The sequence below is a fragment of the Cupriavidus sp. GW822-FHT06G04 genome (assembly GCF_058799075.1).
In genome coordinates this window covers 78736-94037 of record NZ_JBXALD010000017.1, presented here as the reverse complement: position 1 = coordinate 94037, position 15302 = coordinate 78736, and the positions used below count along the sequence as shown (strand labels likewise).

Here is a 15302-nt window from a genome sequence, read left to right as displayed (position 1 = left end):
CGGTATTTTGCCGACTACGCCGAGCACTGGCAGCAGTTCATGAACGGGATGCAGTGGGAGTCGGCCGCGACGCTGCCCGGTGTCGTCGATCAACTCAAGCTGATGGCCGACGCGCGCCAGTCGCCGGTCATCGCGCTCATGAAGTCGCTCGCGTATCAGGGTGGCGCCGGTGCGCACAAGGATTCTTTGTCGGACACCCTGGTGGCCAAGGCGCAGGGGATTCTGGGTCGGAAGGACGAGGCACCCGCAGCCATTAGGCCCGATCCGGCCGGCCCGCTCGCGGCAGCGTTTGGTCCGGTGCTGCGGCTGGTGGGGCAGGCCGGGCAGGGTGGTGGGAGTAGGGGTAGCACTGGCAGCAGCGACATGAGCTTGCAGCGCTATCTCGACCGGATCACCGCGGCGCGGCTGCGCCTGCAGCAGCTGACCAACAGTGCGGACGCCGACATGCAGGCGCGGCAGATGGCCCAGTCGCTGTTCCAGGGTAAAGGATCGGATCTTGCCGACACGCAAGCCTATGGCCAGCTCATGGCAGCGAGCCTCGGCGCCGAATGGGCCGGCATGGGCGACACGCTGTTCGTCCGCCCGGTTGCCCAGGCATTGCAATCCGTCCTGCAACCGGCGCAGGCCAGCCTCAACGAGGCGTGGCGGCAGTCCATCGCACTGCCGTGGAACCGTGCATTTGCCAGCCGCTATCCCTTCGCCGACACGGCCAATGACGCATCGCTGCCCGAACTGGCGCGCCATATCCGCCCGCAGAGCGGTCTGATCAATGCCTTCCTCCTGGCCGAACTGGCCGGCGTGCTGGTGCTACAAGGCGACCAATGGGTGCCCGTCGGCAGCGGCGCGCACGGGCTGGCCTTCGATCCGGCTTTCCTTCAGTTCATCAACACATTGCAGCGCGTGGGTGCCCATCTGCTGGTGCAAGGCGACCCCCAGTACCGCTTCGAACTCAAGCCGATTCCCACGCCGGGCCTGACTGACACCGTGCTGACGATCGATAACCAGACGCTGCACTACTACAACCAGCGCGAAACTTGGCAGTCCATGACATGGCCGGCAAACAACCTGCAAGCGCCGCGCACGTTGCTGCAATGGCAAAGCGAGACCGCCAGCACAAACAAAAGCTTTGAGACCGAAGGTGTCTGGGCCTGGATCCGCATGCTGGAGCATGCGCGGGTGACGCCTGTGGATAGCGCGACGGTCCAGCTTACATTCCAGGCCGCGCCCGACACTTTAGGTGCAGGCCAAGGCAAGAACGACAGTGAGTCGGCAGACGCGGCCGATCGACCGGAGCATTCAGAAAGCCTGCTGCCGCGCGCAGCGCGGCTTGCCGCACCGGCTGACATGCGATATCCGATCCGCTATCAGATGCGCGCGGCCGTTGGGCGGGGCCCGCTGGAAGCGCTGGAACTGCGCAATCTGCGGATGCCGGAGCGGATCTTCTTGGCGGCAAAGCCAGGTGCGACTGTCCAGAACTGAACTTGTCCGCTTGGCGCAAGCCATAGCCATAGCCTTGCGCTTGCTGGCGCGCTGTTCGGCATTTTCCCCGCCCCCCCCCCGCCTCCGCCATCCCCCGCGCTCCGATTTCCACTAGTCAGATATTGCAAACGGCTATGATGTCGCCTGCACGCCGCAGGCGTGAGCCCGTCCTCTTTCATCCTGTTTATCCATGCCCTTTGCCCGGACGCTTTTGCGCTGTCTGTCTGTTCTTGCCGTGCTTGCCACGTCGCGCGCTATCGCGGTGCAGCCGGCATCCGATCCGGCGCTGGCGGATACATCTGGATGTACGGCGCTGATCGATATTGCGCAGGAGAGCTTGCGAGGCGAGATCAATGTGGCGTGTACCAATGAGCCGAAGGCGAGCTGCGAGGTCAAGAACGCGGAGATCCGGACGTTGCTGGACATCATCGATCAGCGCCGCAAGCGCAATGCCGACGAATGCGACACGCTGGCGCAGATCAATCGGTTGCTGCGCTTGCTGCCGCCCAAAAGCTGAGGCGGCAGCGCTGGCAAGGGGTGGGTGGCCGGGGCAGGTTTTGGGGCCGTATCGGGGGCGCTACCGGGCCGGATCAGCCCTGAGGAGTGCGGTATCGGGATGACGGGCGACGCGGTGAAGCGGTCGCGTCCGTCAGTGGCTCATCCTCGAAAACAGCTGGATCACTGCCACGCCGCCGATGATCAGCGCGATGCCGATCCAGGCGGCCAAGTCCGGCACCTGGCGGTACAGCACGGCAGCGATCAGGGTGACCAGCACAATGCCGGCGCCGCACCAGATCGCATACGCCACTCCCACGGGCACGGTCTTCATCACCTGCATCAACAGCCAGAAGGCGGCAACGTAGCCAGTCACCACGAGGACGCTGGGCCCCAGGCGCGTGAAGTTTTCCGCTGCCTTCAGGCTGCTGGTGGCGATGACTTCCGCGACGATGGCGAGGGCGAGCAGCAGGTATCCGTTCATGTTGGCGATATTCCCCGGTGAAAAAAGCGGCGCTTGCGGCGCCTTGGGCGGATTCGAGCCCATTATTATGCAGGCCGCCCCCCAAACGGGTCTGCCAAACCGCGTGAAAATACCTCAGAATCCAGTCGTCATGCGGGTTTCCGGCGGTTGAACAGCCCTCCCTCCGGGTGGTTGTGCCGCAGTCGATACCGGCTTTGAATGAAGGAAGGCGCATGGCGCCATAGTCACCCGGGATAGTCAACGAGGTGGCCATATCAGAATGTCGCGGTGATCGCATCGACCTGACCCGGCTCGCATCGAAAAAAATGCCGTGGCAATAGGTTGACTGACGGGATAAGGGGAGCGGTATGAACAACGATCCGGATCCGGCCGCAGCCTGGCCGGTCACGCAAATGGCCGAAGCAGCGGTGGCAACCGAGGCCGCCGCCGAATTTGGTGAAGGCGTCTGGCAGAACACGATTGCCTCCGCCGATCACGCGCTGGAAGAAGCGTCCCGCATCCAGCGCGGCGTCCAGCAACATTTCAAGCTGATGCAGGAAGCGCGGGCACTGCGCGAGGAATTACGCCGTGCCCACACTGAAATCGACCGCTATCGCGGCATGCATGCGCGTGTGGTGGTCGGCATGCGCCAGCTCGAGGAAGAGCACGCCGCGGAAATGTCGCGCCTGCAGGCCGAGAACGAGATGTTGCTGGTGCGGCATCGCGTCTACAAGCTGCTGACCGAACACTATGGCGTCGCTGCATTGCGACTCGACCGTGAAGTGTTTGCCCAGCATCGCGATCGCGTGCTGGAGCACGTACTCTACAAGCGTCGCAAGGGCGTATCGCTGTCGTCGATCACGGCGGCGGAGGTTGCCTTCCTGCTGCTCTGACGGCGGTCTGGCGCGGCGGCGCAGGTCAGGCGGCACCGGTCAGGCGGCGCGTGCGGTGCGCGGCCTGAGGACCAGTAGCGCAAGCATGCCGCCCACCACGCCCCAAAATGCAGAGCCGACGCCGGCCAGCGTCATGCCGGAGGCCGTGATCATGAATGTCAGCAGCGCCGATTCGCGCTCTGCCGGCGTCTGCATGGCCACGGTCAGGCCATTGGCGATCGAACCGAGCAGGGCAAACGCCGCCACGGCCACCACCAGCGCCTTGGGAAACGCCGCGAACAGTGCGGCGATGCTGGCCGCCATCACGCCCATCGCCAGATAGCCGAGCCCGCAAACCACGGCGGCCATGTAGCGGCGGCGCGGATCGGCGTCGGCCTGGGGACCCGTGCAGATGGCGGCGGTAATCGCGGCGAGGTTGATGCCATGGGATCCGAACGGCGCGAGGATGGCGGACGCCAGCCCCGTCACGGCGATCAGCGGGCTGGCCGGCACGTGATAGCCGTCCGCGCGCAGCACCGCCAGTCCGGGAATGTTCTGCGAGGCCAGCGCCACGATGAACAGCGGCAGGCCGATGCTGATGAACGCCGACAGCGAAAATGCCGGCGTGGTCCACACCGGCCGCGCCACGGCGAAGTGGAACTGGTCGAAGTGCAACTGGCCCAGCGCGGCGGCCAGCGCAATGCCGATCGCCAGCACGCCCGGCACCGCATAGCGCGGCCACCAGCGGCGGCCCAGCAGATAGGCGGCAAACATCGTCAGCAGCAGTACGGTGTGATGCTGCGCTTGCACGAACACATCGATGCTGATGCGGAACAGGATGCCGGCCAGCAGCGCCGACGCGATACTGGCCGGCAACGCCTTCATCAGTTTGTCGAACCAGCCGGTCAGCCCGGCGGCCGTCATCATCAGCGCGGCCAGCAGGAACGCGCCGATGGCTTCGGGGTAGGGCACGCCCGGCAGACTGGCGATCAGCAGCGCGGCGCCCGGCGTGGACCACGCCACGACGATCGGCACGCGCATGACCAGCGACAGTCCCAACGTGGTCACGCCCATGCCAATTGATAACGCCCAGATCCACGACGCGATTTGGGCATCGGACAGATGCGCGGCCTGGCCGGCCTGGATCATCAGCACCAGCGAACTGGTGTAGCCGGTCAGCATGGCGATCAACCCGGCCACAGTGGTGGAAACAGACAGGTCGGACAGCTTCAGGGAGGCGGCGGCAGTCATTATCGTCGGGCAAGGATGGGCGGCCGTTGCGGCACGGCCGGTATCTTCGCACGGGACGGCGGCGCAGGTGCCGGTTTTGTTCCGGCGGCCGTGGAGGACGGCGACAGGCAAGGGCCGCGCGATGGCGGCCCTGTTGGGGAGATGGCGATGGCGGCGCGCACGGCGCGGCAGGCCATGGCAAGTTTTACGGCGCCGACGGCGAGCGCACCGCTGGCCCAAACCGCCGGCGGCAAGTTACGGCGGCGCGTTCCGGAAATGCCGCCAGCGCAACGCGCGTGGCCGGCGCCGCCACGCGCGGTACGAAGCCTCAGTCCGCCACCTTGTCGCTCGGGAACTTGAACGAGTCGCGTAGCAGATAGCTCATCGGGATGTCGAGCGTGATCCCATTGGGCGGAATCGGCTGCAGGAACCACTTGCGATACAGCTTTTGCGTTTCCTGGTCGTAAATAGACGCGATCAGCGCGCGGTCGACGATCTTCTTGAACTCTGCGTCTTGTCTGGACAGCATGATCGCGTACGGTTCGATCGTCAGTAGGTCCCCGGTTACCGCCAGCGCGGCCGGATTTTTTGCGTTGGCGCGCAGCCCGAACAGCAGCACGTCGTCCATCACGAAGGCGTCGGCCTTGCCCGATTCCACCATCGCGAACGCCTCGGCGTGGTCCTTGGCCTCCACCACCTTCCAGCCCATCGCGCCCGATTCGTCCATCTTGCGCAGCATTTCCAGCGGCGTGGTCTTGGTGGTCGATACCACGGTCTTGCCGCGCAGGTCGCTCCATTTGCGAATGCCCGCATCGCTTTTCACCAGCATGCGGCTGCCGGCAATGTAGTGCGGAATGGTGAAGGCTACCTGTTCGCGCCGTTCGCGATTGTTGGTGGTCGATCCGCATTCGAGATCGGCCTTGCCATCGACGATGGCGGGAATGCGCGAGGCCGGCGTCACCGGCACCCATTCCACGCGCAGTTGCGGCAGCTTGAGCTGGCTGCGCACCGCGTCGGCCACTTTCAGGCACAGGTCGACGGCATAGCCCATCGGCTTGCCGTCCGCCACGAACGAGAACGGCACCGAGCTTTCGCGGTGCGCGATGCGGATGACGCCGCTCTGCTGGATGCGCGCGACCACCGGATTTGGCGTGGCCGCGCGCGCCGGCGCAGGCGGCAGGCAGAGCAGGACGGCAAGCGAGAATACGACAGGCGCCATGCCCTGGAACAAGGCACGGCGCGGCAGGCCCGAATTGATCATGTAGACACCCGTCGAAAATTGTCAGGAAAAACCCAGGCGGCGCGTTGGCCGCCGATGGCCGGATCGATCCGGCTCTCGTACTGCGGTGCTGCTGTCGTTGTGCGTTCGGAGCAATCTGCCGGTGCAGATTGTTGTTCGCAGATTGTTCCACGGCGGGGCGTCGCGGCACAACCCGAAGTCCTGGAAGACCGCTTCGACGTCCACGGCGAGCAACGCTCGTGCGGCTTGCGGGTTGACGGGGACTTTCCCTTACGGATTTGTCCGACTTCTGGCGCAGGTCGCGCGTGGCTATGCTTCAGACGTGCCTTGCGAGCAGGGCACCGAGGAGAGACTCTTGGGCCCGTTCGGCTGAACGGGCCCATCTTTTTTTTTCGGGCGGTGCGCGCCGCGGCCGAAACTGGCGAAGCATGGCGCGCAGCACAGTCGTCTACAATTCGGGCCTGCCTGCGCGCCGGCGAAGTTTCCTTCCGGTTTCCTCGCTCCCGGCGCCGCTTACCCCGTCCGACACCATGGCCCTGTTTTCCATTTCCGATGCCCAACTGGCCTTTGGCCACGTGGCCTTGCTCGACCACACCGATTTTTCGATCGAAGCAGGCGAACGCGTCGGCCTGATCGGCCGCAACGGCTCCGGCAAATCGTCGCTGCTGCGTATCGTTGCAGGACTTTCCGCGCCCGACGATGGGCTGATCGCGCGCCAGAGCGGCGTGACGTCTACCTATGTGGCGCAGGAGCCACAGTTCGAGCCGGGGCTGACCGTGTTCGATGCGGTCAGCCAGGGCATGGGTGCCGCGCACGATCTGCTGCTGCGCTACGACGCCGCACTGGCCCGGCTGGAGACGCACAACGACGAGGCCACGCTGGCCGAACTGCATCGCGTGCAGGCCGAACTCGATGCGGCCGATGCATGGCAGTTGCGCACGCGCGTGGAGACCACGCTGGCCAAACTCGATCTCGATCCGCATGTGCGCGTCGACGCGCTGTCTGGCGGCCTGCAGAAGCGCGTCGCGCTGGCGCAGGGGCTGGTGGCCGATCCGGACATCTTGCTGCTCGACGAGCCGACCAACCATCTCGACGTGCAGGCCATCCGCTGGCTCGAAGACCTGCTGCTGGGTTTTCGCGGCAGCGTGCTGCTGATCACCCATGACCGCGCATTCCTGGACCGCGTGGCCACGCGCATCGTCGAACTCGATCGCGGCCGGCTGGTGTCGTTCCCCGGCAACTTCGCCGCATACCAGGCGCGCAAGGCCGAACTGCTGGCCAACGAAGCCGTCGAGCAGGCCAAGTTCGACAAGCTGCTGGCGCAGGAAGAAGTGTGGATCCGCAAGGGCGTCGAAGCGCGCCGTACGCGCAGCGTGGCGCGCGTGCAGCGGCTGGTGACGATGCGCGCCGAACGCCAGGCGCGGCGCGAAGTACAGGGCAACGTCAAGCTCGAAGTGTCCCAGGCCGAGCGCTCCGGCAAGATCGTCGCCGAACTGGTCGATGTGTCCAAGTCGTATGGCGATAAGGTGGTCGTGCGCGATTTCACGGCGACGATCATGCGTGGCGACAAGGTCGGCCTGATCGGCCCGAACGGCGTTGGCAAGACCACGCTGCTGCGCCTGATCCTTGGCGAGCTGGCGCCCGATCGCGGCACCGTGCGCAATGGCAGCAACCTGCAGGTGGCCTATTTCGACCAGATGCGCACCTCGCTCGATCTGGAGAAATCGCTGGCCGACACCATCAGCCCCGGCAGCGACTGGGTCGAAGTCAACGGGCAACGCAAGCACGTGATGAGCTATCTGGGCGATTTCCTGTTCGCGCCGGAACGCGCGCGCTCGCCGGTGAAATCGCTCTCCGGCGGCGAGCGCAATCGGCTGTTGCTGGCGCGCCTGTTTGCGCGTCCCGCCAATGTGCTGGTGCTCGACGAGCCGACCAACGATCTCGATATCGACACGCTCGAATTGCTGGAAGAACTGCTGCAGGACTATAGCGGCACGGTGTTCCTGGTGTCCCACGATCGGGCATTCCTGGACAACGTGGTGACGTCGACGATCGCCGCCGAAGGCGATGGCCAGTGGCGCGAATCGGTGGGCGGCTATTCGGATTGGGTCGAGCAGTCGGCGCGCGCGCAGGCGCTGCAGGCCACCCGGCAGGCCGAAGCGAAGCCAGTCGAGGCGCCCAAGGCAAGCAGCCGCGACGCACGCGGCGCCAACCGGACCGTCAAGCTCTCGTACAAAGAGCAGCGCGAACTCGACGGTTTGCCCGAGCGGATTGCGGCGCTGGAAGCCGAACAGAAGACCATCGGCGCGCAGCTCGAAGACGGATCGCTCTATGCCAGCGATCCCGCGCGCGCTGCGGAACTGGCGACGCGCCACGACGAGATCGAGATGGAACTGCTGGAAGCGCTCGAGCGCTGGGAAGTGCTGGAGAAGAAAACCAGCGGCGAGGGCGCCTGAAGATCCGGCGCGTGGACGATCGTCCGCCGGCCGGCCCTCGTCCTCTTTCGCTGTCGCCAGGCCGCGCCGGGCGCTTGTCAGCGACGCGGCAGCACATTCGCGTCACGCGCCCGCACAGCGAGCACCTTCGCCCGCTAGCTGCCCGCTAGCCGCACCACGCCAACACCATGTTCGTCAGGTCGACCATGAACGCCGGGCGCAGGTAGGCCAGGAAGCCCAGCGTCAGCACCGCCGCCAGTGCCACGTAGGCCAATCCCCGGGTCCAGTGGATGGCGGACATGTCAGGCGCCCGCCGGCTGGGTGCGCACCAGTGCGTGCTCGCGGATCGGCAGGTTGACCAGCGCGGCCAGCACGCCAAGGCCGATTGCGATCATCCACACCATGTCGTAGCTGCCGGTCTTGTCGAACAGGTAGCCGCCCAGCCAGGCGCCCAGAAAGCTGCCGATCTGGTGCGAGAAGAACACCACGCCCGACAGCATCGACAGGTATTTCACGCCGAACACCTGCGCGATGATGCCGTTGGTCAGCGGCACCGTGGACAGCCACAGGAAACCCATCAGCGCGGCAAAGATCCACGTGCTCCACGCGGATAACGGCAGCATCAGGTAGCCGGCGATCACGAACGAGCGCGCAAGGTAGATCGCCGACAGCAGGTAGCGCTTGGGCATGCGCTGGCCCATCGCGCCTGCCGTGTAGGTGCCGAAGACATTGAACAGGCCGATCAGCGCCAGCGCCACGGTGGCGATCTTGACGTCGGCAAAGCCGCGATCCTTCAGATAGGGCGTCAGGTGGACGCCGATGAACACGACCTGGAAACCGCACACGAAGTAGCCGAGCGTCAGCAGCTGGAAGTTGCGGTTGGAGAATGCTTCGCGCGTGGCCTCGCCGATGCTCTGGTGGGGGCCGCTGGTGTTCGCTTCGATCTTCGGCTCGCGCAACATCAGCGCCAGCGGCAGCATGAAGCAAGCCAGGAACGCCAGGATATACAGCGCGTTCTGCCAGCCGGCGGTGGAAATCAGCGTCTGTTCCACCGGGATCATCAGGAACTGCCCGAACGAACCGGCCGCCGCGGCGATGCCCATGGCCCACACGCGCTTGTCCGGGCTGGCCACGCGGCCGATCACGCCGTACACCACGCTGTAGGTGGTGCCCGATTGCGCGATGCCGATCAGCACGCCCGCGCCGGTGGCAAACGCCGTGCCGCTGGTGGCCAGCGCCATCACGATCAGTCCGGCCACATAGAGCGCCACGCCGATCAGCATGATGCGCATCGCGCCAAACTTGTCGGCCAGCGCGCCGGTGATCGGCTGGCTGGCGCCCCACATCAGGTTCTGCAGCGCCAGCGCAAAGGCGAAGGTCTCGCGGTTCCAGCCATGCGTCTGCGTGATCGGCAGGTTGAACAGGCCGAAGCCGTGCCGGATGCCCATGGAAAGGGTGACGAGCAGGCCGCCGCACACCAGTACGGAAGTCAGGGTCAGTTTGCGGTCGTTCATGTCGGTGTCGGGCTCGGTATTGTTTCTATTGTTTTGTGGCGCTGACGAGGCGTGGCCGGCGCGGCGCGCGGTCTGCCGCCCGCTGGCTGCCGAGTTTACCTCCCGTGCCGGATTCCTGCCGGCCGCGGATTTTCGTGGTTTTCCAAAAGGATTGCCGGCCGCGGCCATCCATTACAATGCAGCGCAAACCGGCCGACGACGGCCGCGAGACCTACTATCCGTATCGACTCCATGGCGAGCAAAACCAGTCAGTACAGCGAATCTTCCATCCGGGTCCTGAAAGGCCTGGAGCCGGTCAAGCAACGGCCCGGCATGTACACCCGTACCGACAACCCCCTGCATATCGTGCAGGAGGTGATCGACAACGCGTCCGACGAGGCGTTGGGCGGCCACGGCACCACCATCCTGGTGACCCTGCATCGCGACGGCAGCATCAGCGTGGAAGACGACGGCCGCGGCATTCCCGTGGGCATCCATCCCGATGAGGGCGTGCCGGTGGTCGAGATCGTCTTCACGCGGCTCCATGCGGGCGGCAAGTTCGACAAGGGCAAGGGCGGCGCCTACGCGTTTTCGGGCGGCTTGCATGGCGTGGGCGTGTCGGTCACCAATGCGCTGGCCACGCGGCTCGATGTCACGGTATGGCGCGACGGCATGGAATCGACGCTGACCTTCGAACATGGCGGCGAAGTCACGCGCGCACTGGAAAGCCGCAAGCTCGACCGCGGCCAGAAGAAGAGCGGCACGCGCGTGCAGGTATGGCCCGACGCCAAATACTTCGATTCGGCCGCCATCCCGATGGCCGAACTGCAGCGGCTGCTGCGTTCCAAGGCGGTGCTTCTGCCCGGCGTGAAGGTCACGCTGGTGGTCGAGAAAACCGGCGAACAGACCGTCTGGCAATACGAGCAGGGCCTGAAGGGCTATCTGGTCGAGGCGCTGGCGCAAGGCAGCGGCGCGGAACTGGTGATCCCGATGTTCGAGGGCGAGCATTTTGCCGATCCGGACAAGAACCCCGGCGAGGAAGGGTTTGCCGAAGGTGAAGGCGCTTCGTGGGTGGTGGCGTGGACCGAAGACGGCGCGCCGGTGCGCGAATCGTATGTCAACCTGATTCCCACGCCAGCAGGCGGCACGCATGAATCCGGCCTGCGCGAAGGGCTGTTTCTGGCCGTGAAGAGTTTCATCGAAATGCACTCGCTGCAGCCCAAGGGCGTGAAGCTGATGAGCGAGGACGTGTTCGCGCGCGCCTCGTTCGTGCTGTCGGCCAAGGTGCTCGATCCGCAGTTCCAGGGCCAGATCAAGGAACGACTGAACAGTCGCGATGCCGTGCGGCTGGTGTCGACCTTCAGCCGTCCGGCGCTGGAGCTCTGGCTCAATCATCATGTCGACTTCGGCAAGAAGCTGGCCGAACTGGTGATCCGCCAGGCGCAGGCGCGCACGCGTGCCGCGCAGAAGGTGGAAAAGAAGAAGGGCTCCGGCGTGGCCGTGCTGCCCGGCAAGCTGACCGATTGCGAATCGACCGATGTCGAGCGCAACGAGATCTTCCTGGTGGAGGGCGACTCGGCCGGCGGTTCGGCCAAGATGGGCCGCGACAAGGAATTCCAGGCCATCCTGCCGCTGCGCGGCAAGGTGCTCAACACCTGGGAAACCGAACGCGACCGCCTGTTCGCCAACAACGAGGTGCACGACATCGCCGTGGCGATCGGCGTGGACCCGCACGGCCCGGACGACGAGCCCGACTTGTCCAACCTGCGCTACGGCAAGATCTGCATCCTGTCCGACGCGGACGTGGACGGCGCGCACATCCAGGTGCTGCTGCTGACGCTGTTCTTCCGCCATTTCCCGAAACTGATCGAAAAGGGACACGTCTGCGTGGCGCGTCCGCCGTTGTTCCGCGTCGATGCGCCGGCGCGCGGCAAGAAGCCCGCGCAGAAGCTGTATGCGCTGGACGAGGGCGAACTCGAGGCGATCCAGGACAAGCTGCTCAAGGATGGCGTCAAGGAAGGCGCGTGGCAGATCTCGCGCTTCAAGGGCCTGGGCGAAATGAGCGCGGCGCAGCTCTGGGAAACCACCATGAATCCCGATACGCGTCGGCTGCTGCCGGTGGCGCTTGGTGAATTCGACGTGCTGCAGACGGTCAGCATGATGAACATGCTGATGGGCAAGGGCGAAGCGTCGCAGCGTCGCACTTGGCTCGAGGAAAAGGGCAACGAGGTGGAAGCCGACATCTGACGGCCGACACCTGCACCGGAGCGAGAACGATGAAGCATTCGACAGGGCAATCGCGCTGGACCGCACGGGCCGCCCGCCTGGCGTGCGCGCTGGCCCTGTCCGCCTGCATCGTGGCGCCCGCGCATGCCGAGCTGTGGGGCTATGTCGATGGCGACGGCGTGGCGCATTTTGCCGACACCCGGCTCGATGCGCGCTACACGCTGTTCATGCGCGACGGCGGCCACCTCGATTCGGCAGACCTGGGCCATCGCGGCGCCATCACGCTGCAGGGCAAGTCGAGCCCCGAGCGCGAAAAGCTGTTCCGCTACATGCTGAACCACCCGAACATCCGCCAGGTCGAGCCGATCATCCAGCAGGTGGCCGACGCGCAGAACGTTGACCCGGCGCTGGTCAAGGCGGTGATGGCCGTGGAAAGCGGCTTCAATGCGTCGGCGGTGTCGCCCAAGGGCGCCATCGGGCTGATGCAGGTGATCCCGGACACCGGCGCGCGCTTCGGCGTCGCTGCCGACAAGCGCCGCAGCGTCGAACAGAAGCTGGCCGATCCGAAGCTGAACATTTCGGCCGGCGTGCGCTACCTGCGCTTCCTGATGGAGCTGTTCCCGAACAATCTTGAACTGGTGCTGGCGGCGTACAACGCTGGCGAAGGTGCGGTGCAACGCTATAACAACCAGATTCCGCCGTTCCCCGAGACGCGCCAGTATGTCAGCACAGTGCTCGAGTTCTACCGCCTGTACCAGCCGGATGGCGCATCGGGCGGGCGCGTGCTGCGCACGGGTGTGGCCGCCGAGCGGGTGCGGATGGTGATCGGCGGACGCCGGCCCATGCCCTGACGGCGGCAACGCGGCGTGCGCGCCATGGCGGCGTCGTCATCCACTTCCTTTAGAATCCCACGCTGATCGCAACCTCGGCACGCGCGCACGCCTGGCGCTGTGCGCACCGAAAACTTGCCAAACATGGATCAACCAGACATTTCGTATCAGGCCGATGAACCGGCCGATTCGCTGACCCTCGCCCGCTATGCGGAGCGGGCCTATCTCGATTACGCCGTCAGCGTGGTCAAGGGCCGCGCGCTGCCCGAAGTGGCCGACGGCCAGAAGCCGGTGCAGCGGCGCATTCTCTACGCGATGCAGGCAATGGGACTGCGCGCTGATGCCAAGCCCGTGAAGTCGGCGCGCGTGGTCGGTGAAGTCCTGGGTAAATTTCACCCGCACGGCGACCAGTCCGCCTATGACGCCCTGGTGCGTCTTGCGCAGGATTTTTCGCTGCGCTATCCGCTGATCGACGGCCAGGGCAACTTCGGCTCGCGCGATGGCGACGGCGCGGCGGCGATGCGCTACACCGAAGCGCGCCTCACGCCCATCTCGCGGCTGCTGCTCGATGAAATCGACCAGGGCACCGTGGATTTCCTGCCCAACTACGACGGATCGGAAGAAGAACCGAAGCTGCTGCCGGCGCGCCTGCCGTTCGTCCTGCTGAACGGCGCGTCCGGCATCGCGGTCGGTATGGCCACCGAGATCCCGCCGCACAATCTGCGCGAGGTGGCAGGCGCCGCCGTGGCGATGATCCGCAATCCCAATATCTCGCTGGCCGAGCTGCTGTCGATCATGCCCGGGCCCGACTATCCCGGCGGCGGCCAGATCATCTCGCCGGCCGCGGAAATCGCCCAGATCTACGAGAACGGCCGCGGCAGCCTGAAGGTGCGCGCGCGCTGGACCATCGAGGAAATGGCGCGCGGCCAGTGGCAGATGGTAGTGACCGAACTGCCGCCGAACACGTCGTCGCAAAAGGTGCTCGAGGAAATCGAGGAAATCACCAATCCGAAGATCCGCACCGGCAAGAAGGCGCTGACGCCCGAGCAGACCCAGCTCAAGACCACGATGCTGGCCGTGCTCGATGCGGTGCGCGACGAATCGGGCAAGGACGCGCCAGTTCGGCTGGTGTTCGAGCCCAAGAGCAAGAACACCGACCAGCAGGACTTCATCCAGACGCTGCTGGCACATACCAGCCTGGAATCGGGCGCGCCGATCAATCTGGTGATGATCGGCACCGACGGGCGTCCGCGCCAGAAGGGGCTGCAGGACATCCTGCGCGAATGGATCGAGTTCCGCTTCGCCACGGTGACGCGCCGCACGCGCTTCCAGCTGAACAAGGTGGAAGACCGCATCCATATCCTGGAAGGGCGGATGCTGGTGCTGCTGAACATCGACGAGGTGATCCGCATCATCCGCGAAAGCGACGAGCCCAAGCCCGCGCTGATCGAGGCGTTCCGCCTGAGCGATCGGCAGGCCGAGGACATCCTTGAAATCCGCCTGCGTCAGCTGGCGCGGCTGGAAGCGATCAAGATCGAACAGGAACTGGCGCGGCTGCGCGACGAACAGGCCGAGCTGGACGTGCTGCTGAAGTCCGAAACGATGATGCGCCGCAAGATCATCAAGGAGATCGAGCAGGACGCCAAGCAGTACAGCCCCGAGGACAAGGATCCACGCCGCACGCTGATCCAGGAAGCCAGCCGCGCGGCTGCCGAGGTAAAGGTGATCGACGAGCCGGTGACGGTGATCGTGTCCGGCAAGGGCTGGGTGCGCACGCGCCAGGGTCACGGCCACGATCCATCCCAGTTCACGTTCAAGGCAGGCGACAACCTCTATGGCACGTTCGAATGCCGCACCGTCGATACGCTGCTGGCGTTCGGCAGCAATGGGCGTGTCTATTCGGTGGCGGTGGCGGGCCTGCCGGGCGGCCGCGGCGACGGCGTGCCGGTGACGACGCTGATCGACCTGGCCGCGGGCACGCAGATCGCGCATACCTTCGCGGGCGGCGCCGAGCAGCGCATGCTGATCGCCACGGCGGGCGGCAACGGCTTTGTTACCAAGGTTGGCGACATGATCAGCCGCCAGAAGGCGGGCAAGGCGTTTATCACGCTCGATGACGGCGACACCATCCTGCCGCCGGCGCCGATCGGCACGGAAGCCACGCATGTGGCGTGCTTCTCGGCCAACGGACGTCTGCTGCTGGTGGGCCTGGACGAGGTCAAGGTGCTGTCTGCGGGCGGCCGCGGCGTGATCCTGATGGAGCTTGAAGCGAAGGAAACGCTCGAGCAGGCCGTGGCCGTTGGCGCGCCGGGCCTGATGATCTCGGGTACGGGCATCCGTGGCGGCAAGGTGCCGCCGCAAAAGCTGGCGGGCAAGACGCTGCTGCCATACGTCGGCAAGCGCGCGCGCAAGGGCAAGGCCATCGAGCCGCGCCTCAAGGAAGTGAAGATCGAGCCGGTGAAGGTGGAATCGCCGGCGTAACGTCGACGCGCGGGGCGGCGGCCGTCGTGTGCGATGTGGTGCGCGACGCTGCCGTTGG

12 protein-coding genes are annotated in these 15302 nt (G+C 65.5%); 7 read left to right on the top strand and 5 right to left on the bottom strand.

All coding sequences use genetic code 11. From position 1 onward, the window contains the following. Together AC1RKI_RS27830 and AC1RKI_RS27825 are read left to right on the top strand one after the other, a co-directional pair. A partial coding sequence (locus AC1RKI_RS27830; RefSeq protein ID WP_492919063.1) for a type VI secretion IcmF C-terminal domain-containing protein occupies nt 1-1479 on the top strand: 1479 nt, incomplete at its 5' end. Nucleotides 1480-1714: 235 nt separating this feature from the next. Beyond that, complete coding sequence (locus AC1RKI_RS27825) at nt 1715-1996, top strand: hypothetical protein (RefSeq protein WP_150982229.1); 282 nt, start codon at nt 1715-1717, stop codon at nt 1994-1996. Between the two features lie 132 nt (nt 1997-2128). Here AC1RKI_RS27825 and AC1RKI_RS27820 read toward each other — a convergent pair whose 3' ends face one another. Continuing rightward, a complete protein-coding gene (locus AC1RKI_RS27820; RefSeq protein ID WP_061955940.1) occupies nt 2129-2458 on the bottom strand; it encodes a DMT family transporter in 330 nt (109 codons plus the stop codon). Between the two features lie 392 nt (nt 2459-2850). Between AC1RKI_RS27820 and AC1RKI_RS27815 the strand changes: the two genes are divergently transcribed. Then, nucleotides 2851-3330: a hypothetical protein gene (locus AC1RKI_RS27815; protein WP_233474189.1), complete on the top strand. Its 480-nt coding sequence runs from the start codon at nt 2851-2853 to the stop codon at nt 3328-3330. Nucleotides 3331-3369: 39 nt separating this feature from the next. Here the strand turns inward: AC1RKI_RS27815 and AC1RKI_RS27810 are convergent, their stop codons facing one another. Together AC1RKI_RS27810 and AC1RKI_RS27805 are read right to left on the bottom strand one after the other, a co-directional pair. Beyond that, nucleotides 3370-4560, bottom strand: coding sequence for a benzoate/H(+) symporter BenE family transporter (locus tag AC1RKI_RS27810; RefSeq protein WP_341248982.1), 1191 nt, complete (start codon nt 4558-4560; stop codon nt 3370-3372). Nucleotides 4561-4867: 307 nt separating this feature from the next. Continuing rightward, the gene (locus tag AC1RKI_RS27805) at nt 4868-5800 is read right to left on the bottom strand and encodes an amino acid ABC transporter substrate-binding protein (RefSeq protein ID WP_150982232.1); all 933 of its coding nucleotides are present in this window, start codon (nt 5798-5800) and stop codon (nt 4868-4870) included. A 509-nt stretch (nt 5801-6309) separates the two neighbouring features. On the opposite strand from AC1RKI_RS27805, the gene AC1RKI_RS27800 reads away from it, so the two are divergent. Then, nucleotides 6310-8235 carry an ATP-binding cassette domain-containing protein gene (locus AC1RKI_RS27800; protein ID WP_061955951.1) on the top strand — a complete coding sequence of 642 codons (1926 nt, stop codon included), beginning with the start codon at nt 6310-6312 and terminating at the stop codon, nt 8233-8235. A 145-nt stretch (nt 8236-8380) separates the two neighbouring features. Here the strand turns inward: AC1RKI_RS27800 and AC1RKI_RS27795 are convergent, their stop codons facing one another. Then, nucleotides 8381-8515, bottom strand: a complete 135-nt coding sequence (locus tag AC1RKI_RS27795) for a hypothetical protein (protein WP_263289758.1) — start codon at nt 8513-8515, stop codon at nt 8381-8383. Nucleotide 8516: 1 nt separating this feature from the next. Further along, nucleotides 8517-9728, bottom strand: coding sequence for an MFS transporter (locus AC1RKI_RS27790; RefSeq protein ID WP_150982233.1), 1212 nt, complete (start codon nt 9726-9728; stop codon nt 8517-8519). A 231-nt stretch (nt 9729-9959) separates the two neighbouring features. Here AC1RKI_RS27790 and AC1RKI_RS27785 point away from each other — a divergent pair, with 231 nt between their 5' ends. From AC1RKI_RS27785 to parC, 3 genes are all read left to right on the top strand, one after another. Next, complete coding sequence (locus tag AC1RKI_RS27785; RefSeq protein WP_150982234.1) at nt 9960-11954, top strand: DNA topoisomerase IV subunit B; 1995 nt, start codon at nt 9960-9962, stop codon at nt 11952-11954. Between the two features lie 29 nt (nt 11955-11983). After that, nucleotides 11984-12784, top strand: coding sequence for a lytic transglycosylase domain-containing protein (locus AC1RKI_RS27780; protein ID WP_084003945.1), 801 nt, complete (start codon nt 11984-11986; stop codon nt 12782-12784). A 123-nt stretch (nt 12785-12907) separates the two neighbouring features. After that, nucleotides 12908-15244, top strand: coding sequence for a DNA topoisomerase IV subunit A (gene parC, locus AC1RKI_RS27775; RefSeq protein ID WP_492794844.1), 2337 nt, complete (start codon nt 12908-12910; stop codon nt 15242-15244). The last annotated feature ends 58 nt before the right edge of the window (nt 15245-15302 follow it).